This is a genomic window from Pseudomonas sp. FP2309 (assembly GCF_030687575.1).
In the GTDB taxonomy this organism is placed as follows: domain Bacteria; phylum Pseudomonadota; class Gammaproteobacteria; order Pseudomonadales; family Pseudomonadaceae; genus Aquipseudomonas.
Genome location: NZ_CP117439.1, coordinates 4374525 through 4401079 on the forward strand (window position 1 = coordinate 4374525; position 26555 = coordinate 4401079).

The following is a 26555-nucleotide window of genomic DNA, read 5'->3' on the forward strand; positions in this document are numbered from 1 at the left end:
GCGAAGACAACCGCGCCCACTTGTAGCTTGCAGCTTGTAGCTTATTTACTTAGCCGACTTGATCGCAGCGCCGAGTTTCTTGGCGGTGTCGGCCGGGTCGGCTTTCGGGTCGTTGATGTAGTTGGTCACGACATCAAAGAACGCACCTTGCACCGCCAAAGTGGTAGCCATGTTGTGCGCCATGCTTGGCTGCAGGCCGCCGGTCTTGGCGTCTGTCAGGAAGTCCTTGGCGGCGGTCTGGGCGCAGGAGTCGAAACCGTACGACTCCATTTTGGTCAGCATGTCGTTGCGCACAGGGATCGAGCCCTTATTGATGCTGAAGACTTTCTGGAAGTTTTCACCCAGTACGACTTTGGCGATGTCCTGCTGGCCGGCAGCAGTGCCTTTGTCTTTCTGCTTGAACACCGCCAGGGAGTCGATGTTGTAGGTGAAGGCTTTTTCGGTGCCCGGGAAGGCTACGCACTCGTAATCCTTGCCCGCGACTTTCTTGGCGGCAGTCCACTCGGACTTGGCCCAGTCACCCATGATCTGCATGCCGGCCTTGCCGTTGATGACCTTGCCCGCTTCCAGGTTCCAGTCCTGGCCTTTACCGTCGACGTCCATGTAGGTCGCGACTTTCTTAAGCTCGGTGAGGGCCTTGACCATTTCCGGACCGGTCAGTGCGCCGTTGTCCAGGTCGACCAGGGCTTTCTTGTAGCCGTCGGCACCCATCACCGACAGAACAACGGCTTCGAAGACCGTGCTGTCCTGCCAAGGTTGGCCACCGTGGGCGAGCGGGATGAAACCTGCGGCCTTCAGCTTGTCGCCGGCGGCATAGAATTCTTCGAGGGTGGTAGGGTTTTTGGTGATGCCGGCTTTCTTGAAGACTTCCGGGTTGATCCACAGCCAGTTGACGCGGTGGATGTTCACCGGCACGGCCACGTAGTCACCGTCGTACTTCACGGTGTCGGAGACTTTCTTGTCGAGCAGCGAGTCCCACTTTTCCTGTTTGGCCACGTCTTTCAGGACGTCGGTGTCGAGCAGACCGGTAGACGCCCATTCCTGGATGTCGGGGCCTTTGATCTGGGCGACGCCTGGCGGGTTGCCTGCCACCGCGCGGCTTTTCAGCACGGTCATGGCCGTGGCGCCACCGCCACCTGCGACAGCACCGTCCTTCCAGGTGAAGCCGTCTTTTTCGACTTGGGCCTTCAGGACATCTACAGCCGCTTTTTCGCCACCCGAGGTCCACCAATGCACAACTTCAACCGTACCTTTGGAGTCGGCGGCAAATGCACTGAGGGGAAACAACGAGGCAACGGAAATAGCTACGGCGAGGCGATTAATCGCGTTCATCTGAATACCTTTTCTTGTTGTTATGCATGCAAGTCTGGAGCTTGCGCTGCACGGAGTTTAAACATGGATATTTCAAGTGCAGGTAACAAAGGGATGCCCAAATGTCACCAGTTAGTGACATAACGCCCAGCGCCTAACGCGCTGGCCATACTCGGCGCCAGAGGCAGTGCAGGCAGCACCACCGCTTGCCAGGCATGGTACAGGTCCGGCTTGCCACCCCAGATGCTGCTGCTGGGCTGGTTATGCGGGCTGAGTTCGTGGTGCCAGCTGCCATTGAGCCGGTCGATGAAATGGCTGTCGCAGAACTCCCAGAACCGCCGGTACCAGGTTTCGTAATGCAACTCTCCGGTACGTTTGAGCAAAGCCTGGGCCGCCGCGCTCGCTTCGGCGTGGGTCCAGTGCAATCGCTCGCGCACTACCGGGCGGTGGTTCCAGTCCAGCGTATAGACAATGCCGGGCGCACCATCCACGGCCCAGGCGTATTCGCAGGCACTGGCGAACAGACCTTTGGCGTCGCTCAGCAGCCAGTCCGGCGTGACCAGCCCGGCTTGCAGGCGCGCGGCCTCCAGGTGCAGCACCAGTCGCGCCCATTCAAAGCCGTGGCCGGGGGTGATGCCGTAAGGGCGGAAGCCGTCGGCGGGGTTGTCTGCGTTGTAATCGAGCAAGGGTTGCCACTGGGTATCGAAATGCTCAATGACCATGAATTGATGGGCGGCGGCATGGCTGTGAATCACCCGCTCGACAATGCGCAGCGCACGGTCCAGCCAGCGGGTGTCACCGGTGACATCCGCCAGGGCCAAAAAGGCTTCGGTGGCGTGCATGTTGCTGTTGGCACCGCGATAGGCTTCAACGCCGCTCCAGTCCCTGGCAAAGGACTCGAGCATCACGCCCTCCTCCTCGCTCCAAAAGAACTGGTCGATGATATGGACGGCGTCATTGAGCAAGGTGTGCGCACCGGGCGCACCCGCGACCACGGCAGAGCTGGCGGCCAGGGCGACGAAGGCATGCAGGTAGGCGGCTTTGCCGGTGTTGCCATCCAGCGCACGAGGCGTGGAAAACCAGCCACCGTGCTCAGTGTCGCGCAGAGGCCCGCTGAGAGCCGCAACACCGTGTTCGACCAATGCGGCATACCCCGGCAACCCCATGGCATGGGCCATGGCGAAGCTGTGGGTCATGCGTGCGGTGTTCATGGTTTCGGCGTGGGCATCGGCCGGGAGATGGCCCTTGTCATCCAGGTTGCCAAAACCGTCAGGCATACGGGAGGCCTTGGCGAATGACAGCAGGCGCTGGCCTTCGGCGGCGAGCCAGGCGTAATGGGCAGGCGCGTTCAGCCAACTGCTGGCAGGCAGTGGAGGCGTGGTCATGGGTGGCCCTTATTGTTTTTTGTGGGATGACCGGAGTCTAAACAAGGGCGTGCGCGGGGCATGTAACGAAGGGGATCGGAAATGTCACCGGGCGGTGACATTTCTCCAGGGCACGCGTTACTGACCGGGCGTCGGGCTCTTGGCGGACGTATTGAGCTGCTGCTGCAGGTTTTGTACCTGGCTCTGCAAGGTGGTGATATTGCGGGTGGTCTGGATGCGGAACACGTCAAACTCTTTGTTGGTCGGCGCATCGCTGTTGGCCGGCTGGCTGTCCTGGGCGCTTTTGAGAACGACAAGGTCCTGCTCAAGGCGGGCAATCGCAGCGCTCGGGTTACCTTGTTTTTTCAGGGCGGCCACGTCGGCAGCCAATTCCTTGATCTCGGTATCGCGCTTACCGCCGTCGCCTTGCGCCGCCTTGAGGCTGGCAACGGCATCGGTCAAGGCTTGTACCTGGCCTTGCAGCTTGCTGTTGGCGGTGGAGAGTTCCGTGGTGCTGGCGGTCATTTGCGCCAAACGTTTATCCAGCTCTGTGGCCTGGCCGGCTACCCCGAGCTGCTGCTTGCCCTGCTCCAGCAGTTGGCTTTCCAGTTGCTTGATCTGCAGTTTCAGCGCCTCGCTGCCATTGTTTACGCTGGCCTCGCTGGCGACGACCTTGCCGGAAATGTCCTGCAGGCGCCCCGCCGCTTCTTCGCTGATGCGCGCGAAGCTTTCCTGGGTGGCGACCAATTGCTGGCCCATCAATGAGATCTGCTGGAAGCTCCACCAGGCCAAACCGGCAAAGGCGATCAGCAGTGCGCCGATCAGCGCCCACAACGGGCCGGTGCTGGCGCCCTTGACCTTGACCACGGGCGTGGTGCGCGAACGCACCGAGGTGGCCGGTGAAGGTTCGAAATCATCGTCATCCCCGAGATCGGCCCGCAGGCTGGGAACGTTGTCGAAGTCGTCGTTAGCATCGTTACGCATGAATCAACCCTGAATCGCTGAAGTGGCTGGCGGGAACGCCGAGCGACGGGAGTATAAACCGCTGCCCCGACGCACTGATCGACCGGGAACCCTGAATTCGGTTCCCGATGTGTTGCCTGGTGTGACCTTAGTTGCCCCCCGGATCCTGGGCTTTCCACCAACTGCAGAACTCGTCGAGGGCGGCCCATAGGCTGACCTTGGGCGCGTAATCCAGATAATGCCTGGCCCGGCTGATGTCGAGGGTGAAATCTTTGTTCATCACTTGCATGCCCAGGCGCGAGAGCGCGGGCTCCGGTCGTCCGGGCCACAGCGCACAGCATGCTTCGTTCAGCGCCGCCACGCTGTAGGACAAACCGTAGGACCGATAACGGGTCACCTGAGGCAACTGCATTTGGCGCATCACGTAGTTCACCACATCCCACACCGGCACCGGCGTGCCGTTGCTGATGTTGTAGGCCCTGCCCAACGCAGAGCCGGGGGCCAGCAAACTGCTGAGCAGCGCTTCGTTAAGATTGTGGATGCTGGTGAAGTCGACCTTGTTCAGGCCGTCACCGACGATCGCCAGGCGGTTCTTGCGCTGCATGTTAAGCAGGCGCGGGAAGATGCTCGTATCGCCGGCACCGGTGACGAACCGCGGGCGCAGGGCCAGCACTTCAAGACCGAACTCCTGGGCGCCGAATACCTTTTGCTCGGCCAGGTATTTGGTGGCGGCATAGGGGTGCTTGAAGCGCTTGGGCACTTGCTCTTCGGTCAGGCCCAAATGATCGCGGCCATCGAAGTAGATCGACGGCGAGGACAGGTGCACCAGTCGCCCGACGTGCTGCTTCAAGCAGGCCTCAACCACGTTTTCGGTAAGCTGCACGTTGCCCTGGTAGAAGTCCTGGTAACGCCCCCACAGCCCGACGGCGCCGGCGCAGTGCACCACGGCTTCAACGTCGCGGCACAGGTCACGCACCAGGTCGGCATCATTCAGATCGCCCGGGATAAACTCGGCACCGCGCCTGACCAAGTGCTCCACGCCTTCGGCGCGACGCCCGTTGACCCGCACGTCCAAGCCCTGCTCCAGGGCGAAACGCGCAAAGCGCCCGCCGATGAAGCCGCTTGCGCCGGTGACCAGAATTTTCATGGAGCCTCCTACGGATGCAGTTGCGAGCGCCAAACTTCAAGCTGCAAGCTGCAAGTTAAAAACGGTGCGCAAGCTTTTCGCTTGCAGGCTGCAGCTTGACGCCCGTCACGGCTGATAGGGCACCAACCACTGACCGCACACCTGGGCCAGATGGTCAGTCAACAAGCCCAACAGTTGTCCGCCATTGCGCCAATGATGCCAGTACAACGGCACATCGATCGGCTTATCTGGCAGCAACTCCACCAGCACACCTTTTTCAAGCTGATCGCGCACCTGCAGTTCGGGCACCAGCCCCCACCCAAGCCCGGCTTCTGTCAGACGGATAAAACCTTCAGACGACGGGCACAGGTGATGCTCGAAACCTCCCTCCACCCCCAGGGAGGCCAGGTAACGGTGCTGCAGGAAATCATCGGGGCCAAACACCAGCGCCGGCGTGCGCGCCAGTTGGTCGGCACGCACGCCCTGGGGGAAGTGCCGGGCAATAAACGCCGGGCTGGCCAGCGCACGGTAGCGCATGGCGCCGAGCAACAGGCTGCGCGCCCCGGCCACCGGGCGTTCGCTGGCGCAGATGCAGGCGGCCACTTCGCCGGCGCGCATGCGCTTGAGACCTACGGTCTGGTCCTCAACCACCAGGTCGAGCAGCAAATGCTGCTCGGCACAAAAATCGCTGACGGCCTCGGCCCACCATGTCGCCAGGCTGTCGGCATTCAACGCGATGCGCAGACGTTCGGGCATGCCTTCTTCGTCCAGCGCCGGCACCTGGCCTTGCAGGTCGCGCTCCAGCAACCGCACCTGCTGCACGTGGTTAAGCAGGCGCCGGCCGATATCGGTGGGCGTCGGCGGTGTGGCCCGCACCAGCACCGGCTGGCCGATGCGTGCCTCGAGCAGTTTGATGCGTTGGGAGATCGCCGACTGTGACAGCCCCAGCACCTGGGCGCCACGTTCGAAGCCGGCCTGTTCCACCACCGCCGCCAGGGCGGAAAGCAATTTATAGTCGAACATCAGTTTCTCTAATGAGCGATCAGCAATATTGGTTTTTCTTATACCGCGTCGAGCCCGAGAATGACCAGCATCGTTGAGAGGAACTTTACCTATGTGGCAAAGCTATATGAACGGACTGCTGGTGGCCCTGGGGCTGATCATGGCGATCGGCACGCAAAACGCCTTCGTCCTGGCCCAGAGCCTGCGCCGTGAACACCACCTGCCGGTGGCGGCGCTGTGTGTGGTCTGCGATGCGTTGTTGGTGGCGGCCGGGGTATTCGGCCTGGCGACCGTGCTGGCGCAGAGTCCGATATTACTGGCGGTCGCGCGTTGGGGCGGCGCCGCGTTCCTGTTGTGGTATGGCGCGTGTGCGTTGCGCAGGGCCTGCTCGAAACAGAGCCTGGACCAGGGCGACAGCCTCAAGAGCCGCTCCTTGCGCGCGGTATTGCTCAGCGCCCTGGCGGTAACCCTGCTCAATCCCCACGTTTACTTGGATACCGTGCTGCTGATCGGCTCGCTGGGGGCGCAACAGACCGAACCCGGCGCCTACGTGGCCGGTGCCGCCAGCGCGTCATTTCTGTGGTTCGCCACCCTGGCGCTCGGCGCGGCATGGCTCGCGCCGTGGCTGGCACGCCCGGCGACCTGGCGCCTGCTGGACCTGCTGGTGGCAGTGATGATGTTCAGCGTGGCCTATCAATTAATAAGCGCATCGTGAAGTTATTCCAAAAGGCTCTGGAACCTCTATCCCACACAGTTGTTGCGTGGTTTTGCCGCACCCCCGGTGCTATGATCCTGCCCCTGCGCCGCAAAGAGTACAAACTCCCCGGCGCTTGTTTGGCCGCCCGTGATCGGCCTTGCGCTCACCGCAACTGACCTGATTAGGAGAATTATCATGGCTTTCGAATTGCCGCCGCTGCCCTACGCACACGATGCCCTGCAGCCGCACATCTCCAAGGAAACCCTGGAGTACCACCACGACAAGCACCACAACACCTATGTCGTGAACCTGAACAACCTGGTGCCAGGCACCGAGTTCGAAGGCAAGACCCTGGAAGAAATCGTCAAGTCTTCTTCGGGCGGCATCTTCAACAACGCCGCTCAGGTCTGGAACCACACGTTCTACTGGAACTGCCTGGCGCCAAACGCCGGCGGCCAACCTACCGGCGCGCTGGCTGAAGCCATCAACGCTGCGTTCGGTTCGTTCGACAAGTTCAAGGAAGAATTCACCAAGACGTCCGTCGGCACCTTCGGTTCCGGTTGGGGCTGGCTGGTGAAAAAGGCTGACGGTTCCCTGGCCCTGGCCAGCACCATCGGCGCCGGCAACCCGCTGACCAGCGGCGACACCCCGCTGCTGACCTGCGACGTGTGGGAACACGCTTACTACATCGACTACCGCAACGTGCGTCCGAAGTATGTGGAAGCGTTCTGGAACCTGGTCAACTGGAAGTTCGTGGCTGAGCAGTTCGAAGGCAAGACCTTCACTGCCTAAGCAACCCTTGCAGTAGAGAGAGCCCGGCGATCGCCGGGCTTTTTTGTGGACGCTTAAAAAGGAACGCCATGCGGGAAGTGTGGAACTCACCGAAACGAATTCGCCACTCAGACAACGAGAGAAATACCTCTCTCATTTCAGGCAGGAGAGTGTGCAATGGATCCGTTATCGATGGGTATGTCGGCGGTGTCATCAGTGATGCCAATCGTCGGTCAAGGCATGGATTTGCTGGGCAAAGGCATGGATTTGCTCGGAAAGCTGGTAGACGCAAAAAGCGCGAACGCAAGCCAGGACCAAGGCAAAATCGGCGCAGATACGCACCAGAGCAACGCTGTTCAGATCAATTTCAACTGATAAAACCGTCGCGTGCCGTACCAGAGAGCGGCGGATTTTATCCGCCCTCTTCCTGCCCCGCCTTCATTCGCCCGCTTCCCGCCGCTCACGCCCCAATGTTCCTTTGACGGCCGCCATCAGATTGCCAATACTCATGGCATATTGAAGGCCACCCGCATGAGACAAGGAATGCCCCTTTGAAGCTGGAACTCAAAAACAGCTTGTCGGTGAAGTTGCTACGGGTTGTGCTGCTGTCTGCATTGATCGTGGGCGTGGCGCTGAGCGTGGCGCAGATCGTCTTCGACGCCTACAAGACACGCCAGGCCGTGAACGGCGATGCCCAACGCATCCTCGACATGTTCCGCGACCCCTCGACCCAAGCCGTCTACAGCCTGGACCGAGAGATGGGTATGCAGGTGATCGAAGGCCTGTTTCAGGACGAGGCCGTGCGCATGGCCTCCATCGGCCATCCCAACGAAACCATGCTGGCGGAAAAAAGCCGCGCCTTGCAGCACTCCCCCAGCCGTTGGTTGACCGACCTGATACTTGGCAAAGAGCGCACATTCACCACTGCACTGGTTGGCAAAGGCCCCTACAGCGAATATTACGGCGATTTGAGTATCACCCTCGACACCTCCACCTACGGCCAGGGCTTTATTGTCAGCTCGGTGATCATCTTTATCTCCGGGGTATTACGCGCGCTGGCCATGGGCCTGGTGCTGTACCTGGTGTATCACTGGCTGCTGACCAAGCCGTTGTCGCGGATAATCGAGCACCTGACCTCGATCAATCCGGACCGGCCCAGCGAGCATAAGATTCCGCAACTCAAGGGCCACGAGCGCAACGAGTTGGGGCTGTGGATCAACACCGCGAACCAATTGCTCGAGTCCATCGAACGCAATACCCACCTGCGCCACGAAGCCGAAAGCAGCCTGCTGCGCATGGCGCAGTACGATTTCCTGACGGGCCTGCCCAACCGCCAGAAGCTGCAGGAGCAACTGGACAAGATCCTGATCGACGCCGGCCGGCGCCAGCGCCGCGTGGCGGTGTTGTGCGTGGGGCTGGATGACTTCAAAAGCGTCAACGAGCAGTTTACCTACCAGGCCGGCGACAAATTGTTGCTGGCCCTGGCCGATCGCCTGCGTGCCCACAGCGGCCGCCTCGGCACCCTCGCACGGCTGGGCGGCGACCAGTTCGCCCTGGTGCAAGCCGACATCGACCAGCCTTACGAAGCCGCCGAACTGGCGCAAAGTATCCTGGATGACCTCGAAGCGGAGTTCGCCCTCGACCACGAGCAGATCCGCCTGCGCGCAACCATTGGCATCACCCTGTTCCCGGAAGACGGCGACAGCACCGAAAAGCTGCTGCAAAAAGCCGAACAGACCATGACCCTGGCCAAGAGCCGTTCGCGCAACCGCTATCAGTTCTATATCGCCAGCGTCGACAGCGAAATGCGCCGCCGCCGCGAGCTGGAAAAAGACCTGCGCGACGCCTTGAGCCGCGACCAGTTTCATTTGGTGTACCAGCCGCAGATCAGCTACCGCGACCAGCACGTGGTGGGGGTGGAGGCGCTGATTCGCTGGGAGCACCCGGAACACGGGCTGGTTCCGCCGGACCTGTTTATCCCGCTGGCCGAGCAGAACGGCACGATCATTCCGATTGGCGAGTGGGTGCTGGACCAGGCCTGCCGGCAACTGCGCGAATGGCACGACATGGGCTTCACCGCGCTGCGCATGGCGGTCAACCTGTCCACCGTGCAATTGCACCACACCGAGTTGCCACGGGTGGTCAATAACCTGATGCAGATCTACCGCCTGCCGCCGCGCAGCCTGGAGCTGGAAGTCACCGAAACCGGCCTGATGGAAGACATCAGCACCGCCGCCCAGCACCTGTTGAGCCTGCGCCGCTCCGGCGCGTTGATCGCCATCGATGACTTCGGCACCGGCTATTCATCGCTGAGTTACCTCAAGAGTCTGCCGCTGGACAAGATCAAGATCGACAAGAGCTTCGTCCAGGACCTGCTGGACGATGACGACGACGCGACCATCGTGCGCGCGATCATCCAACTGGGCAAAAGCCTGGGCATGCAGGTGATCGCCGAAGGCGTGGAAACCGCGGAACAGGAGGCTTATATCATCTCCGAGGGCTGCCACGAAGGTCAGGGTTATTACTACAGCAAACCCTTGCAGGCCAGGGAACTTGCGGCTTTCTTGAAGCAGGCCGAGCGCAACAACGCCGTCATTCTTTGACGGGGCAAACGGGGCGGGTTGTGGCTCGCAGGCTTGCCACACACGAGATAGTTGATATTTCCTGCGTATAACCCTTTACACAAAATGCAAATCTTTCGCATTATGTCGCAGTTTTTGCGCTCCCCCGCGCGCCCTATCAACAACCGAAGCAGGATGTTCGCCATGATTCGTATGCCCCTGGCCACCGCCAGTCTGCTGGCCATTGCCATTTCTCTAGCCGGTTGCGGCGAAGGTAAAGACAAACCTGCTGCCAACCAGGCGCCGACCCCGGCCGCCAGCACTACCGCTCCAGCGGCTGCCGCCCCTGCCGGCCAGGTCGATGAAGCGGCCGCCAAGGCTGTCGTCGCGCATTACGCCGACATGGTGTTCGCGGTGTACAGCGACGCCGAAACCACCGCAAAAACCCTGCAGACTGCAATCGACGCCTTCCTCGCCAAGCCGAACGCCGACACCTTGAAAGCCGCCCGCGCTGCCTGGGTTGCCGCGCGCGTGCCTTACCTGCAAAGCGAAGTGTTCCGCTTCGGCAACACCATCATTGATGACTGGGAAGGTCAGGTTAACGCCTGGCCCCTGGACGAAGGCCTGATCGACTACGTCGACAAATCCTACGAGCACGCCCTGGGCAACCCTGGCGCCACTGCCAACATCATCGCCAACACTGAAGTGCAGGTCGGCGAAGACAAGGTTGACGTGAAGGACATCACTCCGGAAAAACTCGCCAGCCTGAACGAGCTGGGCGGTTCCGAGGCCAACGTCGCCACCGGCTACCACGCCATCGAATTCCTGCTCTGGGGCCAGGACCTGAACGGCACCGGCCCTGGCGCCGGCAACCGTCCTGCGTCGGACTACCTGACCGGCGACGGCGCCACTGGTGGCCATAACGAGCGTCGCCGTGCGTACCTGAGCGCCGTGACCCAACTGCTGGTCAGCGACCTGCAGGAAATGGTCGGCAACTGGAAACCAAACGTTGAAGACAACTACCGCGCCACCCTGGAGGCAGAACCTGCCACCGATGGCCTGCGCAAGATGCTGTTCGGCATGGGCAGCCTGTCCCTGGGCGAACTGGCCGGTGAGCGGATGAAGGTGTCCCTGGAAGCCAACTCGCCGGAAGACGAGCAGGACTGCTTCAGCGACAACACTCACTACTCGCACTTCTACGACGCCAAGGGCGTGCGCAACGTCTACCTGGGCGAATACACCCGCGTTGACGGCACCAAAATGACCGGCGCCAGCCTGTCGTCCCTGGTGGCCAAGGCCGACCCGGCAGCCGACAGCGCATTGAAGGCCGACCTGGCCGCGACCGAAGCGAAAATTCAGGTCATGGTCGATCACGCCAACAAGGGTGAGCACTACGACCAGTTGATCGCAGCCGGTAACGATGCGGGCAACCAGATCGTGCGCGACGCAATCGCGGCCCTGGTCAAGCAGACCGGTTCGATCGAAGCCGCGGCGGGCAAGCTGGGCATCAGCGACCTGAATCCGGATAACGCTGATCACGAGTTCTGATTCGTGTGCAGTTGAACGAGGCGACCTTCGGGTCGCCTTTTTCATGGGCGGTTTACATGCCCTGCACCCCAGGTAGAATGGCGCCTCTGTCCCATCTCGAGCGAACTTCATGGCGTTGCCGACCCTACGCATCATCGGTTTCATCATCGGCATCTTCCTGATCACCCTTGCGATCGCCATGGTCGTGCCCATGGCCACCCTGGTGATCTTCGAACGCACCAGCGACCTGCCGTCGTTCCTGTGGGCCAGCATGATCACGTTTATCGCCGGCCTGGCGCTGGTGATTCCCGGGCGCCCCGAGCATGTGCACCTGCGTCCGCGGGACATGTACCTGCTCACCGTCACCAGTTGGGTGGTGGTGTGCGTATTCGCCGCGCTGCCGTTTCTGCTGACCCAGCACATCAGCTACACCGACTCGTTTTTTGAAAGCATGTCCGGCATCACCGCCACCGGTTCTACGGTGTTAAGCGGGCTGGACAGCATGTCACCGGGGATTCTGATGTGGCGCTCGCTGCTGCACTGGCTCGGCGGCATCGGCTTTATCGGCATGGCGGTCGCGATTCTGCCGCTGCTGCGCATCGGTGGCATGCGCCTGTTCCAGACCGAATCTTCGGACCGCTCGGAAAAAGTCATGCCCCGTTCGCACATGGTGGCGCGGCTGATCGTGGCGGCCTACGTGGGCATCACCATCCTCGGCAGCCTGGCGTTCTGGTGGGCGGGCATGGGCTTGTTCGATGCGATCAACCACGCGATGTCGGCGATTTCCACTGGTGGCTTCTCCACCTCCGACGAGTCCCTGGCCCACTGGAAACAGCCGGCGGTGCACTGGGTAGCGGTGGTGGTGATGATCCTCGGCAGCCTGCCGTTCACCTTGTACGTGGCCACCTTGCGCGGCAACCGCAAGGCGTTGATCAAGGACCAACAGGTACAGGGTTTGCTCGGCTTGCTGGTAGTGACCTGGCTGGTGCTCGGCACCTGGTACTGGTGGACGACCAGCCTGCACTGGCTCGAAGCCCTGCGCCACGTAGCGTTGAACGTGACCTCGGTGGTGACCACCACCGGTTTTGCGCTCGGGGACTACAGCCTGTGGGGCAACTTCTCGCTGATGCTGTTCTTCTACCTGGGGTTTATCGGCGGCTGTTCGGGCTCGACCGCCGGCGGGATCAAAATCTTCCGCTTCCAGGTGGCCTATATCCTGCTCAAGGCCAACTTGAACCAGTTGATTCACCCGCGTGCGGTGATCAAGCAGAAGTACAACGGCCACCGGCTCGACGAAGAAATTGTGCGTTCGATTCTGACCTTTTCGTTTTTCTTCGCCATCACCATCTGCGCCATCGCCCTGGCGTTGTCGCTGCTGGGCCTGGACTGGATGACCGCGCTGACGGGCGCCGCCAGCACCGTGTCCGGCGTCGGCCCGGGCCTGGGTGAAACCATCGGCCCGGCCGGCAACTTCTCGAGCCTGCCGGATGCCGCCAAATGGATCTTGTCCCTGGGGATGCTGTTGGGCCGCCTGGAGATCATTACAGTCTTTGTTCTGTGTATCCCGGCGTTCTGGCGTCACTGACCGTCGACGCCTCCTGCAACCGCGCCCGGTATTCGCCGGGCGTGGTATCGAACCACCGGCGAAACGCACGGAAAAAGTTGCTCGGGTCGGCAAAGCCCAACAGATAGGCGATCTCCAACAGAGTCATACTCGGCTGCGCCAGGTATTGCTCGGCCAGTTCGCGACGGGTGTCGTCGAGCAGGGTCTGAAAGCTGGTGCCCTCCTCCTGCAAACGCCGCTGCAAGGTCCGCTGGGACAGGTGCAGGGTCTGAGCCACCACTTCACGCTTGGGTTCGCCCTGGGGCAGCAATCTGCAGAGCACTTGGCGTGCCTTATGGGTCACGCGGCTTTCAGAGAAGCGCGCCAGATACTCACCGGCAAACCGATCATGCAACAGCGCCATGGCCTCGTTGGCCGTAGGCAGCGGTGCCTCCATATCAGCACGCTCGAAGATCAGCGCGTCATACGTCGCGTTGAACTCCAGCGGCGCATGGAACGCCTGTTTATAGGGCGTCAGGTCCACCGGCGGCTCGCCTTGCAGCAGGACTTTGCGCGGTTGCAGGGTGCGGCCCGTCAGCCAGCCGCACAGCGCCAGTGCACAGGCCAGCGACGCTTCGGCACTTTGCCGGGTGGGCGGCAGATGGTCGCCATGCACGGTCAGAATCAGCGCATAGCCTTCGGGCAACAGTCGGAAACTCAAGTCAGCGCTTTCGGCGATGATCCGCTGGTAGCGCACCAGCCGCATAAAACCTTCAGCCAGGGTGTTGCTGGACATCAACGCGTAACCGGCCACATGAAACGACGCCGGACGCACCACTTTGCCCATGTTCAGGCCAATCGCCGGGTTGCCCGACAGTTCGACCGCGCGCTGCCACAGGCGCGTCATGGCGTCCTGTGGAAAACGTGCGTCGGGGTCATCGAGGGCCGCGTAATCCAGGCCCACTTGTTTGAACAGGCTGCGGCAGTCCAGGCCATCCATTTCCAGCGCCTTGACGATCCCCATTGCCCAGCTTGCAGAAGTTGTTCGTTCGCTCATGGCGTCTTCTTAATAAAGCAGGCTCAAAACGGCAGCCAGGAAGCCAAGGATACTAAAGTGGCATCTAATGTCACTGGCTGTTACCAGTGTTCACTCTAGACTCAAATAAGCTCCCCGCCGAACATCTGCCCGGCGGCACAACAATCAAAGGGCTCGTCACTGTGGAAAACGTCAAGCGATTCAATAGCTTCGCCGAGTTTTACCCTTACTACCTGGCCGAACACGCCAACAGCACCTGCCGGCGTCTGCACTTTATTGGCACCACCCTGGTGATCGGTATCCTGGCCTACGCCATTGGCAGGGGGTCACTGGGGCTGTTGCTGGCCGTGCCGATTGCCGGTTACGGCTTTGCCTGGTTCGGCCACTTCTTCTTCGAAAAGAACCGCCCGGCGACCTTTCAGCACCCGTTGTACAGCTTGCTCGGGGACTTTGTGATGTACCGCGACATGATCCTGGGCAAGGTGCCGTTCTAGCCCTGCGGCAGCGTGTCACTTGCGCAAAAACGCAGAAGGTTCGTTGATCCGTCGATTTAAAAGTCTTTTTGTCATTTACAGTGCTGTATCCTGCGAAAGCTTTTTGAGAGCGCGGAATCACCTGCGATTGATAAAACAGACTTTGCGAGGAGCGACGACGATGCACGAGATACCTAATCTCCCCTTCCCAAGCCTGCACGAAACTGAGCAGCCAACACCGCAGCAGGCCAGCCCCCAGCAGCCTGAGGCCAAAGAAGCAAAACCAGTCGACAGCGAACGCCAGGACTGACGCCGTACCAGACCGTGTGGAAAGCGCACCGTTGCGCGCTTTCCACACCGCCTGAATGACCCGAGGTACCCCGCATGACCGACAACCTCCCCAACACCCCGGACACCGCTGTACTCGACGCTGCCTTGCAGATGGTCGAGGTGTGGAACCGCCTCAGCGCAGACAAGCAGGCCTTGCTGCTCAAGCGCTTCGGCACCCAGGAGAACGCGCTGGCGGCCCTGGTCACCACGCAGTTGCTGGCCCCCGCGCAAGCCTGAAGTCTGTTTGATCCGACGTTTTTGCGTTTTACCGTCCTGTTCGGGTCAAAGCACCGCTATCATTAGCAGCCTATCTTTACCTGCTGCGACAGTGGACCTCTCCCCATGCCAGATACCCAGCGCCCCATGGCGGTCACGCTGCAAGTTGTTTCCATCGTCCTGTTCACCTTCATCGGCTACCTGAATATCGGCATCCCCCTGGCCGTATTGCCGGGCTATGTCCACAGCGAGCTGGGCTATGGCGCGGTGATTGCCGGATTGGTCATCAGCGTGCAGTACCTGGCGACCCTGTTGAGCCGCCCGTACGCGGGAAAAATCATCGATAACTTGGGCAGTAAGCGCGCCGTGCTGATCGGCTTGGCAGGCTGCGGCCTGAGCGGGGTGTTCATGCTGATCGCGGCCTGGTCCGCCAGCCTGCCGGCACTGAGCCTGGGCAGCCTGCTGGTGGGCCGCCTGGTGTTGGGCAGCGCGGAAAGCCTGGTCGGCTCGGGTGCCATCGGCTGGGGCATCGGCCGGGTAGGCGCGGCCAATACCGCCAAGGTCATCTCGTGGAATGGCATTGCCAGTTATGGCGCGCTGGCGGTCGGCGCACCGCTGGGCGTGCTGCTGGTCAGTCACCTGGGGCTGTGGAGCATGGGCGTCAGCATTATTGTCCTGGCGCTGTTGGGCTTACTGCTGGCCTGGAACAAAGTCGCGGCGCCGATTGTGACCGGCGTGCGCCTGCCGTTCATGAATGTACTCGGTCGCGTCTTGCCCCACGGTTGCGCGCTTGCCCTGGGCTCCATCGGCTTTGGCACCATCGCCACCTTCATCACCCTGTATTACACCACCCAACACTGGGATAACGCGGTGTGGGCGCTGAGCCTGTTCGGCGCCAGCTTTATTGGCGCGCGCCTGCTGTTCGGCAACTTGATCAACCGTATCGGCGGCTTTCGCGTGGCGATCGCCTGCCTGTCAGTGGAGATCCTTGGCCTGCTGTTGCTGTGGCTGGCGCCGGATGCGCACCTGGCCCTGGCCGGCGCTGCCTTGAGCGGGTTTGGGTTTTCGCTGGTGTTTCCTGCGCTGGGGGTGGAGGCAGTCAATTTGGTGCCCGCATCGAGCCGCGGTTCGGCGGTGGGGGCTTACTCACTGTTTATCGACCTGTCACTGGGCATCACCGGCCCGTTGGCCGGGGCAGTGGCGGCAGGCTTCGGCTTTGCGTCGATCTTCCTGTTTGCCGCCCTCGCCGCCCTCGGCGGTTTACTGCTGAGCGTGTACCTGTACCGGCAGGCGCCCAAGGCCCGCGAAACACGCGACGCTTAGAAGTCGACCTTGCCGCGCCCGGCCTTGATGCTGCCGCGCTTGGTCTTGGATTCCAGGCGGCGTTTCTTCGAGCCCAGAGTGGGCTTGGTCGGGCGGCGTTTCTTCTCGACCTTGGTGGCGCTGAGGATCAACTCCACCAAGCGCTCCAGCGCATCGGCGCGGTTCTGTTCCTGGGTCCGGTATTGCTGGGCCTTGAGGATCAACACGCCGTCGCTGGTGATGCGACTGTCACGCAGTGCCAGCAGCCGCTCTTTATAGAAATCCGGCAGCGACGACGCCGGAATATCAAAACGCAGGTGCACCGCGCTCGACACCTTGTTGACGTTTTGCCCACCAGCGCCCTGGGCGCGGATGGCAGTCAGCTCGATTTCGGCATCGGGCAGGTGCACGTTGTTGGAAATGACCAGCATTACTGAAAAACCTTAGGCAACGGATAAGCCAATCGTGGATAACAACATAGGCAACAAGGTCACCCGTGGAATGAAAATACCCTTGATGGCTTTGCTCGGCACTTTAGCACTCATTCAAACTTCGCAGTCCTTCGCCGATAGTGCCAACGGCAAGACTCTGTATTCACAGCGATGCGCCATGTGCCACGGAGCGGACCTCAAGGCGACGGGACCATTGGCCAGGAAAAGCAGCCCGCCTACACCTGACCTGACGACGCCCGCGTTCAAAAAACGCCTGGCTGATTATCCGGGGGTTATTGTCTCTTCGGTCATCCTTCGTCCTAACGGAAGCCTGATTCCAAAAACATTACAGGAGAATGGAGTGCGTGTACCGCCGCATGCGTGGAGCGTTGAGGATTTTCGCGATTTGAATCAATACATGACTGGTGTGATTTTAAAAAGCCGGTGAATGGCTCCACCTTTACCTGAGCTTTTCGAGGGACTGAGTACCGCATCCGGAAACGCTGTCAGCTCCGGGGGGTCGCGTGGTACACACTCAGCATTAAAAAATGCATTCGAAACAAACTGAATTTTCCGTCTACTTTTCCCACGTTTATCATCGAATAATGCCAATTCCAGTTACTTGATCCTCCCTCGTAGGCTCACTCCCCCCACACAAGGAAGTGAGCCCATCATGATCGGGATTTTATTCTGGTGTTCCCGGTGGAGTCGGGGGTTCGGCCGCTGTATGTGGTGGTGAGTGTTCGAAGAAAAACACTTCCTGCACTGGGTCACGGTTATCACACGGCGCCGACTACGGAACAAATCACCGGTTTCTCTGGTTTGAGGAGCATAAAAGGAATGACCCCAAAGCAGGGAGGTGCGGGTGTACGGAAACGATGGATGGATGCCAAAAACAGAAAAATCTTTGAATGGGACTCGGCAGAAGGGGAACTGGAAGTTTACTTAATAAGTGACGGCAGCCATATTGGTGCGTTCAATCATATAACTGGCGAAAGAACAAAACAGCCAAATCCAAAGAGAAACATCAAAAAATACCTGTGAGGAAAACATCCATGAGTCTCAGAGTCATACTCGAATGGTTTGAAAAACCTACGAAGTTCGGAGTTGGAGAAGAAGCGTCAACTATATTTGAAGATACTCATTCGATACTTGCTTCGCTTGAGCTAGAGAAAGACTATCAGATTTTCGATGGCGCCTACAATCTTAAGAAAAAGTGGATAGCGGTCCTACAACCTCACTTCAAACATGAGATAAAACAAGACAACTATGACTACCAGATTTCATTCCACCATCAGGGGCCTTGGCCATACTGAGTATGGTACTGGCAGCGAGTATACAGTTCAGTGATGGGAGCCACATGGGACTCAAAGTGAGATTGGAATGGTTCGACAGAACCACAAAGTGGCTAAGCGGAAGGGAGGACTCTGCGGATTGAGGAAACGATTACTCCGTGATTTTCAAGCTCGGGTTGTCAGTAAACGAGGACATCAATAACGGCATGTTTGAACTGCGGCAGGAGTGGTTATCACCGATCCAAACATACTTCTCTCATGAGATTGCTTTTTCAGAAAGCGACTACTTCCATCGCGTTTGATTACAAAGATGCACACGAGTGATACAGACCGAGATGCCTTTTATGAGGGCAAAGAAAGAGATAGATATGATCGCAGCATTGGTAACTTCGGTGGTGAGAGCACTGGAATACCAGACGTCCAGTTCTCTTTTTTCATCACCCCTGAAAAGCAAACGCCCCGACACGTCAGGGCATTTGCTTTCAGGCGGTCCAGGCAGCGTTATCACACCGTCTGCCGGTTCTGGTTACATGACGCCGCTTACTTCAACCCCGCGCTCGCAGGGTTCAGCGCTGCTTCAGAACGGCGCTTGTTCTTGACCCAGTAACACACCGCCATAAACGCCACCCACACCGGTATCGCGTACACCGACACCTGGATCCCCGGAATCATCAGCATGACCACCAGGATAAACACCACGAACGCCAGGCAGATGTAGTTGCCGTACGGGTACCACAGCGCCTTGAACAACGGCACCTGGCCGGTGCGGTTCATGTGCTGGCGGAACTTGAAGTGCGAGAAGCTGATCATCGCCCAGTTGATCACCAGCGTGGCCACCACCAGCGACATCAACAATTCCAGAGCGTGTTGCGGGATGAAGTAGTTCATCAGCACCGCCACCAGGGTGACCGCCGCCGAGGCGAGGATCGAGCGCACCGGTACGCCGCGTTTGTCGATCTTGGCCAGAGCCCTGGGCGCATCGCCCTGCTCGGCCATGCCCAGCAGCATGCGGCTGTTGCAGTAGGTGCCGCTGTTGTACACCGACAACGCCGCGGTCAGTACCACAAAGTTGAGGATGTGCGCGGCGGTGTTGCTGCCCAGCATGGAGAACACCTGCACGAACGGGCTGCCGCTGTAGGCATCGCCGGACGCGTTGAGGGTCGACAGCAGGCTGTCCCACGGCGTCAACGACAACAGCACCACCAATGCGCCGATGTAGAAGATCAGGATGCGGTAGATCACCTGGTTGATCGCTTTGGGGATCACGGTGCGTGGCTGGTCGGCTTCGGCAGCGGTAAAACCGAGCATTTCCAGGCCGCCGAACGAGAACATGATGATCGCCATGGCCATCACCAGGCCGCCGACGCCATGGGGGAAGAAGCCGCCGTGTTCCCACAGGTTGCTCACCGAGGCTTGCGGGCCGCCGCTGCCGCTGACCAGCAGGTAGCTGCCCAGGGCGATCATCCCGACGATGGCCACCACTTTGATGATCGCAAACCAGAATTCAGCCTCGCCGAACACTTTGACGTTGGCCAGGTTGATCAAGTTGATCAGCACGAAGAACGCCGCCGCCGAGACCCACGTCGGGATCTCCGGCCACCAGTAGTGCACGTATTTGCCGACGGCCGTCAGCTCCGACATCCCCACCAGGATGTACAGAATCCAGCAGTTCCAGCCCGACAGGAAGCCGGCAAAACCGCCCCAGTACTTGTGGGCAAAGTGGCTGAAGGAGCCGGCAACCGGCTCCTCGACGATCATTTCGCCGAGTTGGCGCATGATCATGAAGGCAATAAAGCCGCAGATCGCATAGCCCAGGATCATCGACGGACCGGCGGATTTGAGCACCCCGGCCGAGCCCAGGAACAGGCCGGTACCGATGGCGCCACCGAGAGCGATCAACTGGATATGACGGTTTTTCAGGCCGCGTTTCAGCTCGCCCGAAGGGGAATGGGGTCCACTCATGAAAAGGCTCTCACGCAAGGTTTGATGATGTTGAATGCAGGTTGCTGCCTTGAATTAACGACTCAAGCAGCGCCGCTCAAACCCCAGCGCAGGCACCAGGAGTACAGCGTCTTTCTAACGGTCATGCGTCACCTGTTTGTTTTTATCTGTGACGAAATCGAACCCGTCCGGCTCGTGGCAGGGCGGAGTGATCAGGGTGGGTACACCCAGAGGTCTTGGCCTTTTGCGTGGTTACGCAAGGGAGTCACAGTAAAACGCGGCGCATTGTACACCGCTCGACCGCTTACGCCCGCACCCGAAAGGTGCATGCGACGATCTGTCAGCTATTCCTTACAGCAAATGTCGACGCAATGAGCGCGAGGACCAAGCGTAAACTAATCGTTACAACGCGGAAAATCCGCGTTACAAATGTCACACGAAGGAAAATTGGCGAACGCACCCACCGGATAAATCGACACCGCCAGCTCTCTGAATTTCTTCAAGAAAAAACCTGCAGAAAAAACAGAAAAGAAAATTCAAATGAAACCGTGGCAATAAACATTTTGCATAAACCATGCGCCTCTCCTAGGTTCATTCCACTTGCTGGCGAAGCTCGCTGGCGAGCCGTTCTCAAATACCGTCCTCTAGGAGATCCACCATGCAAGCACTGGAAAACGACCTGGAAACCGAACTGCAACTCGACGATTGGTTTGAAGCGCCGACCCACGACGCCGCCGTCGAAATGATGCAAGCCGACGCCGTCGTGCCATTCGGCACCGCGATGTGGCCGTTCTAACCACCGGCAGGCATCCGGCGGGCGCCGCGCATGGCGCCCGCCCCCTTACCCAAGGCACAGAAGGACACCCGTCATGGACAAGGCCCGCGCCGTCGAACACTTTCTCTACTACCTCGCCCATCACCCGGCCCTCAGCGGCGTGAGCTGCCCCACGGTGCTGCTGGGCCATACCGAGCGCTACGACGCCATCGCCCAGGCCATCACCCACAGCAGCGCCGCGCGCTTCAATGTCCAGAGGCAGCGCCTGGACCAGGCCGCCCCCGATACGCTGGCGCGAGCCATCGAGACGTGCGACCTGTACGTGTTTTTCTACGATTCATCCACGCTGCCCAACCCACGCGCCGAAGGCCCGGACTTTATCCGTGCCCTACAGGGCGTGATGGCCGAACACTGGAAGAAGTCGCTGTTGTTCAAGGATTACGGCGACTACTTCTACGACACCTTCAGCGTCGCGCCCCAGCGCATCGCTGATCTCAATGCCACGCTGATCCGACGCATGTCCCAGGCCAATGTTCTGCGCTTCACTGATAAGCACGGCTCCCGCCTGGAGACGCCGCTGAGCAGCATCAAAAAGTGGACCAATATCAACGGCGTCGGCAACCATGACCTGGCCCCCGGCGAAATCGCCACCCACAGCGAAGCCATCAATGGCCAGGTACGGTTTGTCGGCACCTTTCTCAGCACCATCCCCTTTGCGCGCAAATACGGCGTGCTGGAGTCACCGCTGGAGTTGTGGATCGAGAACTCGACCGTCTGCAGCGTGGCCAGTGACGTGCCGGGACTGGTGGATGATTTCAACAAGTACCTGAACGCCAACCCGTCCAATCGCCGCGTGGAGGAACTGGGCATCGGCACCAACGAAGGGGTGCTGGACCTGTATGCGCGCAACGCCGGGTTCGAGGAGCGCCATTGCGGTTTGCACCTGGGCTTGGGCGGCGGGCAGAAAGGCAGTCATCACCTGGACTTGATCTTTGCCAGTGGGGTGCTGGCGCTGGATGACAAGCCGGTGTTCGATGGCAGATTTGCTTTCTGAGCCACTCCCACAGGGGTTGGTATTTCAAATTCAGCGCAAAAAAAAACGCCAACCCTGGGGTTGGCGTTCTTTATGCGGCGATTAAATCACTGCGGCTTCTTGCGACCAAAACCAGGACGCTGACCCGAACCGGCCGGAGCGCCACGGCGCTTGCCCGACGGCTCGTCGGCGACCAGTTTCGGGCCAGGACGCTTGTTCGCTGCCGGCTTGGCTGGACGCTTGGTGCTGGCGTTGTCGGCTGGGCGATCCGCTTCACCACGGTTGCTACGACCACCGGCCGGTGCAGGACGCGGTGCGCGCGGGGCACGCTCGCCTTCCTGACGGGACGGTGCCGTTGGGCGACGTTCACCTTCGATGTGCGGCTGACGCGAGATACGCCCGCCGGTGGCTGGTGCATCCAGCGCCGGGCGCACGGTGCGGGCCACGCGCTCGGTACGGGCCACAGGGCGCGACGATTTACGCTGCATACGCTCAAGCTTGTCTTTGCTCTTGGCGTTCATCTGCGGCATGGCAACCGGCGTCAGGCCTACTTCGGCACTGAGGATGTCGACTTCGTACTGACTCATTTCGCGCCAGCGGCCCATCGGCAGGTCGGAGTTCAGGAACACCGGGCCGAAACGCACGCGCTTGAGGCGGCTGACCACCAGGCCCTGGGATTCCCACAGGCGACGCACTTCGCGGTTACGGCCTTCCATCACCACGCAGTGGTACCAATGGTTGAAACCTTCGCCACCAGGGGCCTGCTTGATGTCGGTGAACTTGGCCGGGCCGTCTTCCAGCACCACGCCGGCCTTGAGGCGTTCGATCATCTCGTCATCGACTTCGCCGCGCACACGCACCGCGTATTCACGGTCCATCTCGTAGGACGGGTGCATCAGGCGGTTGGCCAGTTCACCGTCGGTGGTGAACATCAGCAAACCGGTGGTGTTGATGTCCAGACGACCGATGTTGATCCAACGGCCTTCTTTGGGCTTGGGCATCTTGTCGAACACGGTCGGACGGCCTTCCGGGTCGTCACGGGTGCAGATCTCGCCATCGGGCTTGTTGTACATGATCACGCGGCGCACCGATTCGGCGGCCTCTTCACGCTTGATGACCTTGCCATCAATGGTGATTGCATCGTGCAGGTCGACGCGCTGGCCGAGGGTGGCCTCGACGCCGTTGACCTTGATGCGCTTCTGGGTGATCCAGGCTTCGACGTCGCGGCGCGAGCCCACGCCGATACGCGCCAGCACCTTTTGCAGTTTTTCGCCTGCTGGGCCGATTTCCTGGCTGTCGTTCTGGTCTTTGTCGTTCATCGTAAGCACCTCCCGGTGGGTCGATTCAGGCCTGGCCTGAAGAGTGTTGAAAGCTGGGCTTTCGCCGAATAGGTCGGCAAAGGGTCGCGAATCATACGCGTATGGCGCGCGTTGCGCATCAGAGACTAGTCGATAAGTCCGACGTCATCGGTTTTTCCGCCGACCGGTGGTGCCCGGAGCACCATGAGACGGCCTCAGTCTTCGAACTGGCGGCGTTCGTTCTCGATGGCTTCGGCCAGGGCCCGGGCTTCGTCTTCCTCGTCGCTCAGGGGCGGTTGCTCAAGGGCGGCGACGGCGGCCAGGAGTTTTTCGCGGGCTTGTGCCACGCCGAGGATGTCTTCTTCGGGCTCTGGCGGGGTCTCCGGCTCAGCCTCAACGTCCGCCGTTACCGCGGCTTCAGACTCGGCGGCGCCATCACGCAACAAGTCATCAAAGTCGGTCTTGATGCCCTGCTCCATGTCGTCCAGTTCCAGCAGCAAGGTATGGAAACTGGTTTCGTCCTTGGGCTCTTCCGGCTCGGCCGTCGCGTCAGCCAGCTCCTGCAAGCCTGGGGGCACCGGCGCGTCGTCGAAGTCCAGCACCGGCTCGGCTTCCATCTCGCGCAGTTCGGCGAGCGGTGGCAGGTCGTCGAGGTTTTTCAGGTTGAAGTGATCGAGAAACACTTTGGTGGTGGCGAACATCGCCGGTTTGCCCGGCACATCGCGGTAACCGACGATGCGGATCCACTCACGCTCCAGCAGCGTCTTGACGATATGGCTGTTGACCGCAACGCCGCGCACGTCCTCGATCTCGCCACGGGTGATGGGTTGGCGATAGGCAATCAGCGCCATGGTCTCCAGCATCGCCCGTGAATAGCGCTGCGGACGCTCTTCCCACAGGCGACCGACCCACGGGGAAAATTTCTCGCGGATCTGCAGGCGATAACCCGACGCCACTTCGCGCAGTTCAAAGGCGCGGCCGTCGCAGGACTTGCGCAGGATCTCCAGCGCCTTTTTGAACACCGGCGGTTCGGGGCGCTCGGCCTCTTCAAACAGTTCGAACAGGCGCTCCAGGGATTGCGGCTTGCCCGAGGCCAGGAGAAAAGCCTCCAGCAAAGGGGCCAGTTCGCGGGGTTCAGTCAGATTCATCGATTCAGCTCTTTATTCGGCTCGCGCCCGCACGTGGATAGCCGCAAAAGGCTCATTCTGGACCAGCTCGACCAAGGATTCCTTGACCAGCTCAAGGATCGCCATAAAGGTCACCACCACCCCCAGACGCCCTTCTTCCTGGGTAAACAACTCGACAAACGGCACGAAGCCGCCGCCCTTGAGGCGCTCCAGCACATCACTCATGCGCTCGCGGGTCGACAAGGCCTCACGGCTGACCTGGTGGCTTTCAAACATATCGCCACGGCGCAGCACCTCGGCCATGGACATCAGCAATTCTTCCAGGCTCACGTCCGGCAATAGCTTGCGCGCACGGGCCTCGGGCGCGTCGAGCTTGGGCACCACCACGTCACGGCCCACACGGCTCAGACCGTCGATACCTTCCGCGGCCGCCTTGAAACGTTCGTACTCTTGCAAGCGACGGATCAGTTCGGCGCGCGGGTCGTCCTCTTCGGCCTCCACCGTCTCCGAGCGCGGCAGCAGCATGCGCGACTTGATCTCGGCGAGCATCGCGGCCATCACCAGGTACTCGGCCGCCAGTTCCAGGCGCACCGACTGCATCAACTCGACATAGCCCATGTACTGGCGGGTAATTTCCGCCACCGGGATGTCGAGGATATTGATGTTCTGCTTGCGGATCAGGTACAGCAGCAAGTCCAGCGGGCCTTCGAAGGCATCCAGAAAGACTTCCAGGGCGTCCGGCGGAATGTACAGATCCAGCGGCATTTCCAGCACGGCCTGACCATACACCATGGCAAACGGCAGTTCCTGCTGGGCGCCCGCCTGCGGGTCGACGGTTTCCACAGACGACATTCAGGCCTCGACCATAAAGGGCGCTGGATCGCCGCAGCCCACACGAATCACTTCGGGTTCGCCATCTGCCAGGTTGATCACGGTGGAGGCTTTAGCGCCGCCGAAACCGCCGTCGATGATCAGGTCCACCTGTTTTTCCAGCAGTTGGCGCATTTCGTATGGATCTTCCAGGGGCTCGGTATCGCCCGGCATGATCAACGACACACTCATCAACGGCTCGCCCAACTCGGCCAGCAGCGCCAGGGCAATCGGGTGCTCCGGCACGCGCAGGCCAATGGTGCGCTTCTTGGGGTGCAGCAGCAGGCGCGGCACTTCGCGGGTAGCGTTGAGAATGAAGGTGTAGGGCCCCGGGGTGTGCGCTTTGAGCAGGCGGAAGGTACCGGTATCGACCTTGGCGAACAGCCCCAGTTGCGACAAGTCACTGCAGATCAGCGCGAAGTTGTGCTTGTCGTCCAACTGACGCAGACGTCTGACGCGCTCGACCGCGCCCTTGTCGCCGATCTGACAACCAATGGCGTAGGACGAATCGGTGGGGTAGATCACCACGCCACCGGCGCGAATGATCTCAACGGCCTGCTTGATCAGGCGCGCCTGGGGGTTTTCCGGATGAATCTGGAAGAATTGACTCACGTGTTCTACCTGTTCAGACGGTGGCAATAATGGGGTCATGCTTGAATCGCCCCCACAACAGCGGCAGATCGTCCGGGACGGGGCGATACTCGCCGATCTCGGACCAGCCGCCTGGGCCATGAAAGTCACTGCCGGCACTGACCAGCAGACCAAACTCGCGGGCAAGTATCGCCAGGCTGCCGACCTGTTCGGCGGGTTGATGCCCGTTGACCACTTCGATAGCGTGGCCGCCCGCTCCAATATAGTCGCCTATCAGCTTGCGGCGTTTGCTGCGGGTGAAATCGTAATGCCAGGGATGCGCCAGGCTGACCCAGGCCCCGGCGGCCCGCAGCGTCTCGACGGTGTCCTCAAGGGTCGGCCAATGTTGCTTCACATCGCCCAACTTGCCGGCGCCCAGCCATTTGCGGAAGGCTTCGGCGCGGTCCCTGACAAACCCTTCACGCACCATCCAGTCAGCAAAGTGCGGACGGGCCGGCGCATTACCGCTGTCGCCCAGTTCCTGCTGGATGGCGCGGGCGCCTTCAAGGGCGTTGGGCATGCCTTTGAGGCTGAGCTTGCGGCTTATTTCTTCGGACCGCAGCCAGCGGCCATCGTGCAAATCGGCGATGGCCTGTACCAGCGGCGGCGCGGTTTGATCAAAACCATAACCGAGCACATGAATGGTGGCGCCGCCCCAGGTGCAGGACAACTCGACACCGTTGACCAGTTGCATGCCCAAGGCATGGGCCGCCGTACGGGCCTCATCAAGGCCTTCGAGGGTGTCGTGGTCGGTCAACGCCAGGACTCGCACGCCTTTTTCAAACGCACGCGCAACCAGTACCGCGGGCGCCAGGGCGCCGTCGGAGGCCGTGCTGTGGCAGTGCAAATCAACATTCACGGGTGTTTGTAACCTCAAGTCAGCTGGCGCTTTCGCAACCAAGGATGTTTGTTATTATGCCGCCACATCCAGCT

General features: G+C 60.4%; 27 protein-coding genes and 1 pseudogene. 15 read left to right on the top strand and 13 right to left on the bottom strand.

The window, feature by feature from the left end; all coding sequences use genetic code 11:
* Nucleotides 1–45: 45 nt before the first annotated feature.
* From PSH59_RS20095 to PSH59_RS20115, 5 genes are all read right to left on the bottom strand, one after another.
* Entirely contained in the window at nucleotides 46–1332 is a 1287-nt protein-coding gene (locus PSH59_RS20095) for an ABC transporter substrate-binding protein (RefSeq protein WP_248080110.1), read from the bottom strand.
* A gap of 104 nt (nucleotides 1333–1436) precedes the next feature.
* Entirely contained in the window at nucleotides 1437–2696 is a 1260-nt protein-coding gene (locus tag PSH59_RS20100) for an AGE family epimerase/isomerase (protein WP_305393519.1), read from the bottom strand.
* 117 nt (nucleotides 2697–2813) lie between these two features.
* Entirely contained in the window at nucleotides 2814–3659 is an 846-nt protein-coding gene (locus tag PSH59_RS20105; protein WP_248080106.1) for an ATPase, read from the bottom strand.
* 127 nt (nucleotides 3660–3786) lie between these two features.
* Complete coding sequence (locus tag PSH59_RS20110; protein ID WP_248080104.1) at nucleotides 3787–4785, bottom strand: NAD(P)-dependent oxidoreductase; 999 nt, start codon at nucleotides 4783–4785, stop codon at nucleotides 3787–3789.
* Between the two features lie 105 nt (nucleotides 4786–4890).
* A complete protein-coding gene (locus PSH59_RS20115) occupies nucleotides 4891–5787 on the bottom strand; it encodes a LysR family transcriptional regulator ArgP (RefSeq protein ID WP_248080102.1) in 897 nt (298 codons plus the stop codon).
* Between the two features lie 91 nt (nucleotides 5788–5878).
* On the opposite strand from PSH59_RS20115, the gene PSH59_RS20120 reads away from it, so the two are divergent.
* The 6 genes from PSH59_RS20120 to PSH59_RS20145 all read left to right on the top strand — a co-directional run bounded on the left by PSH59_RS20120 (nucleotide 5879) and on the right by PSH59_RS20145 (nucleotide 12907).
* Nucleotides 5879–6481 carry a LysE/ArgO family amino acid transporter gene (locus PSH59_RS20120; RefSeq protein ID WP_248080100.1) on the top strand — a complete coding sequence of 201 codons (603 nt, stop codon included), beginning with the start codon at nucleotides 5879–5881 and terminating at the stop codon, nucleotides 6479–6481.
* Nucleotides 6482–6658: 177 nt separating this feature from the next.
* Nucleotides 6659–7255 carry a superoxide dismutase gene (locus PSH59_RS20125; RefSeq protein WP_003212997.1) on the top strand — a complete coding sequence of 199 codons (597 nt, stop codon included), beginning with the start codon at nucleotides 6659–6661 and terminating at the stop codon, nucleotides 7253–7255.
* Nucleotides 7256–7411: 156 nt separating this feature from the next.
* Nucleotides 7412–7609 (top strand): hypothetical protein, encoded by a 198-nt coding sequence (locus tag PSH59_RS20130; RefSeq protein ID WP_248080098.1) that lies wholly within the window; start codon nucleotides 7412–7414, stop codon nucleotides 7607–7609.
* 176 nt (nucleotides 7610–7785) lie between these two features.
* A complete protein-coding gene (locus PSH59_RS20135; RefSeq protein ID WP_305393520.1) occupies nucleotides 7786–9837 on the top strand; it encodes a bifunctional diguanylate cyclase/phosphodiesterase in 2052 nt (683 codons plus the stop codon).
* 162 nt (nucleotides 9838–9999) lie between these two features.
* A complete protein-coding gene (locus PSH59_RS20140; protein WP_248080094.1) occupies nucleotides 10000–11343 on the top strand; it encodes an imelysin family protein in 1344 nt (447 codons plus the stop codon).
* Nucleotides 11344–11452: 109 nt separating this feature from the next.
* Nucleotides 11453–12907, top strand: coding sequence for a TrkH family potassium uptake protein (locus PSH59_RS20145; RefSeq protein ID WP_248080092.1), 1455 nt, complete (start codon nucleotides 11453–11455; stop codon nucleotides 12905–12907).
* On the opposite strand, the gene PSH59_RS20150 is transcribed toward PSH59_RS20145, so the two are convergent.
* Complete coding sequence (locus tag PSH59_RS20150; protein ID WP_305393521.1) at nucleotides 12864–13922, bottom strand: AraC family transcriptional regulator; 1059 nt, start codon at nucleotides 13920–13922, stop codon at nucleotides 12864–12866. The genes PSH59_RS20145 and PSH59_RS20150 overlap by 44 nt on opposite strands.
* Nucleotides 13923–14083: 161 nt before the next feature.
* Between PSH59_RS20150 and PSH59_RS20155 the strand changes: the two genes are divergently transcribed.
* The 3 genes from PSH59_RS20155 to PSH59_RS20165 all read left to right on the top strand — a co-directional run bounded on the left by PSH59_RS20155 (nucleotide 14084) and on the right by PSH59_RS20165 (nucleotide 16243).
* Nucleotides 14084–14395: a DUF962 domain-containing protein gene (locus tag PSH59_RS20155; RefSeq protein ID WP_248080088.1), complete on the top strand. Its 312-nt coding sequence runs from the start codon at nucleotides 14084–14086 to the stop codon at nucleotides 14393–14395.
* Between the two features lie 363 nt (nucleotides 14396–14758).
* Nucleotides 14759–14941, top strand: a complete 183-nt coding sequence (locus PSH59_RS20160; protein ID WP_248080086.1) for a hypothetical protein — start codon at nucleotides 14759–14761, stop codon at nucleotides 14939–14941.
* Nucleotides 14942–15046: 105 nt separating this feature from the next.
* The gene (locus PSH59_RS20165; RefSeq protein WP_248080084.1) at nucleotides 15047–16243 is read left to right on the top strand and encodes an MFS transporter; all 1197 of its coding nucleotides are present in this window, start codon (nucleotides 15047–15049) and stop codon (nucleotides 16241–16243) included.
* Here the strand turns inward: PSH59_RS20165 and arfB are convergent.
* Nucleotides 16240–16653 (bottom strand): alternative ribosome rescue aminoacyl-tRNA hydrolase ArfB, encoded by a 414-nt coding sequence (arfB, locus tag PSH59_RS20170; protein ID WP_042945196.1) that lies wholly within the window; start codon nucleotides 16651–16653, stop codon nucleotides 16240–16242. The genes PSH59_RS20165 and arfB overlap by 4 nt on opposite strands.
* A 70-nt stretch (nucleotides 16654–16723) precedes the next feature.
* Here arfB and PSH59_RS20175 point away from each other — a divergent pair, with 70 nt between their 5' ends.
* The 4 genes and pseudogenes from PSH59_RS20175 (at nucleotide 16724) to PSH59_RS20190 (ending at nucleotide 18250) form a co-directional block, all read left to right on the top strand.
* Nucleotides 16724–17101 carry a cytochrome c gene (locus tag PSH59_RS20175; protein WP_248080211.1) on the top strand — a complete coding sequence of 126 codons (378 nt, stop codon included), beginning with the start codon at nucleotides 16724–16726 and terminating at the stop codon, nucleotides 17099–17101.
* Nucleotides 17102–17331: 230 nt separating this feature from the next.
* Nucleotides 17332–17697 (top strand): annotated as a pseudogene (locus PSH59_RS20180) (colicin E3/pyocin S6 family cytotoxin); the annotation flags it as partial.
* 11 nt (nucleotides 17698–17708) lie between these two features.
* Nucleotides 17709–17969 carry a colicin E3-like toxin immunity protein gene (locus PSH59_RS20185; RefSeq protein ID WP_248080082.1) on the top strand — a complete coding sequence of 87 codons (261 nt, stop codon included), beginning with the start codon at nucleotides 17709–17711 and terminating at the stop codon, nucleotides 17967–17969.
* A gap of 137 nt (nucleotides 17970–18106) precedes the next feature.
* Nucleotides 18107–18250: a colicin E3-like toxin immunity protein gene (locus PSH59_RS20190; protein ID WP_305393522.1), complete on the top strand. Its 144-nt coding sequence runs from the start codon at nucleotides 18107–18109 to the stop codon at nucleotides 18248–18250.
* Nucleotides 18251–18488: 238 nt separating this feature from the next.
* Here the strand turns inward: PSH59_RS20190 and PSH59_RS20195 are convergent, their stop codons facing one another.
* Nucleotides 18489–19910, bottom strand: coding sequence for an amino acid permease (locus PSH59_RS20195; protein WP_305393523.1), 1422 nt, complete (start codon nucleotides 19908–19910; stop codon nucleotides 18489–18491).
* A gap of 637 nt (nucleotides 19911–20547) precedes the next feature.
* Here PSH59_RS20195 and PSH59_RS20200 point away from each other — a divergent pair.
* Entirely contained in the window at nucleotides 20548–20685 is a 138-nt protein-coding gene (locus PSH59_RS20200; protein ID WP_163034543.1) for a hypothetical protein, read from the top strand.
* A 73-nt stretch (nucleotides 20686–20758) separates the two neighbouring features.
* Entirely contained in the window at nucleotides 20759–21718 is a 960-nt protein-coding gene (locus tag PSH59_RS20205) for a leucyl aminopeptidase (protein WP_248080078.1), read from the top strand.
* A gap of 86 nt (nucleotides 21719–21804) precedes the next feature.
* Here the strand turns inward: PSH59_RS20205 and rluB are convergent, their stop codons facing one another.
* From rluB to PSH59_RS20230, 5 genes are all read right to left on the bottom strand, one after another.
* Nucleotides 21805–23016, bottom strand: a complete 1212-nt coding sequence (gene rluB, locus PSH59_RS20210) for a 23S rRNA pseudouridine(2605) synthase RluB (RefSeq protein WP_248080076.1) — start codon at nucleotides 23014–23016, stop codon at nucleotides 21805–21807.
* A gap of 194 nt (nucleotides 23017–23210) precedes the next feature.
* Nucleotides 23211–24143 (bottom strand): SMC-Scp complex subunit ScpB, encoded by a 933-nt coding sequence (gene scpB, locus PSH59_RS20215; RefSeq protein WP_305393524.1) that lies wholly within the window; start codon nucleotides 24141–24143, stop codon nucleotides 23211–23213.
* Between the two features lie 12 nt (nucleotides 24144–24155).
* Complete coding sequence (locus PSH59_RS20220; RefSeq protein WP_248080207.1) at nucleotides 24156–24854, bottom strand: ScpA family protein; 699 nt, start codon at nucleotides 24852–24854, stop codon at nucleotides 24156–24158.
* Between the two features lie 120 nt (nucleotides 24855–24974).
* Nucleotides 24975–25604 carry an L-threonylcarbamoyladenylate synthase gene (locus tag PSH59_RS20225; protein WP_248080205.1) on the bottom strand — a complete coding sequence of 210 codons (630 nt, stop codon included), beginning with the start codon at nucleotides 25602–25604 and terminating at the stop codon, nucleotides 24975–24977.
* A 13-nt stretch (nucleotides 25605–25617) separates the two neighbouring features.
* Nucleotides 25618–26481: a PHP domain-containing protein gene (locus PSH59_RS20230; RefSeq protein WP_248080072.1), complete on the bottom strand. Its 864-nt coding sequence runs from the start codon at nucleotides 26479–26481 to the stop codon at nucleotides 25618–25620.
* Nucleotides 26482–26555: the final 74 nt, after the last annotated feature.

Excerpts from the sequence above, each read along its gene's own strand:
- rluB (WP_248080076.1), bottom strand. The coding sequence starts at position 23,016 with ATGAACGACAAAGACCAGAACGACAGCCAGGAAATCGGCCCAGCAGGC.
- PSH59_RS20150 (WP_305393521.1), bottom strand. The coding sequence starts at position 13,922 with ATGAGCGAACGAACAACTTCTGCAAGCTGGGCAATGGGGATCGTCAAG.
- PSH59_RS20130 (WP_248080098.1), top strand. The coding sequence starts at position 7,412 with ATGGATCCGTTATCGATGGGTATGTCGGCGGTGTCATCAGTGATGCCA.
- PSH59_RS20205 (WP_248080078.1), top strand. The coding sequence starts at position 20,759 with ATGGACAAGGCCCGCGCCGTCGAACACTTTCTCTACTACCTCGCCCAT.
- PSH59_RS20145 (WP_248080092.1), top strand. The coding sequence starts at position 11,453 with ATGGCGTTGCCGACCCTACGCATCATCGGTTTCATCATCGGCATCTTC.
- PSH59_RS20105 (WP_248080106.1), bottom strand. The coding sequence starts at position 3,659 with ATGCGTAACGATGCTAACGACGACTTCGACAACGTTCCCAGCCTGCGG.
- PSH59_RS20100 (WP_305393519.1), bottom strand. The coding sequence starts at position 2,696 with ATGACCACGCCTCCACTGCCTGCCAGCAGTTGGCTGAACGCGCCTGCC.
- PSH59_RS20140 (WP_248080094.1), top strand. The coding sequence starts at position 10,000 with ATGATTCGTATGCCCCTGGCCACCGCCAGTCTGCTGGCCATTGCCATT.
- PSH59_RS20175 (WP_248080211.1), top strand. The coding sequence starts at position 16,724 with ATGAAAATACCCTTGATGGCTTTGCTCGGCACTTTAGCACTCATTCAA.
- PSH59_RS20110 (WP_248080104.1), bottom strand. The coding sequence starts at position 4,785 with ATGAAAATTCTGGTCACCGGCGCAAGCGGCTTCATCGGCGGGCGCTTT.
- PSH59_RS20165 (WP_248080084.1), top strand. The coding sequence starts at position 15,047 with ATGCCAGATACCCAGCGCCCCATGGCGGTCACGCTGCAAGTTGTTTCC.
- arfB (WP_042945196.1), bottom strand. The coding sequence starts at position 16,653 with ATGCTGGTCATTTCCAACAACGTGCACCTGCCCGATGCCGAAATCGAG.
- PSH59_RS20185 (WP_248080082.1), top strand. The coding sequence starts at position 17,709 with ATGAGTCTCAGAGTCATACTCGAATGGTTTGAAAAACCTACGAAGTTC.
- PSH59_RS20195 (WP_305393523.1), bottom strand. The coding sequence starts at position 19,910 with ATGAGTGGACCCCATTCCCCTTCGGGCGAGCTGAAACGCGGCCTGAAA.
- PSH59_RS20115 (WP_248080102.1), bottom strand. The coding sequence starts at position 5,787 with ATGTTCGACTATAAATTGCTTTCCGCCCTGGCGGCGGTGGTGGAACAG.
- PSH59_RS20120 (WP_248080100.1), top strand. The coding sequence starts at position 5,879 with ATGTGGCAAAGCTATATGAACGGACTGCTGGTGGCCCTGGGGCTGATC.
- PSH59_RS20200 (WP_163034543.1), top strand. The coding sequence starts at position 20,548 with ATGCAAGCACTGGAAAACGACCTGGAAACCGAACTGCAACTCGACGAT.
- PSH59_RS20095 (WP_248080110.1), bottom strand. The coding sequence starts at position 1,332 with ATGAACGCGATTAATCGCCTCGCCGTAGCTATTTCCGTTGCCTCGTTG.
- PSH59_RS20160 (WP_248080086.1), top strand. The coding sequence starts at position 14,759 with ATGACCGACAACCTCCCCAACACCCCGGACACCGCTGTACTCGACGCT.
- scpB (WP_305393524.1), bottom strand. The coding sequence starts at position 24,143 with ATGAATCTGACTGAACCCCGCGAACTGGCCCCTTTGCTGGAGGCTTTT.
- PSH59_RS20125 (WP_003212997.1), top strand. The coding sequence starts at position 6,659 with ATGGCTTTCGAATTGCCGCCGCTGCCCTACGCACACGATGCCCTGCAG.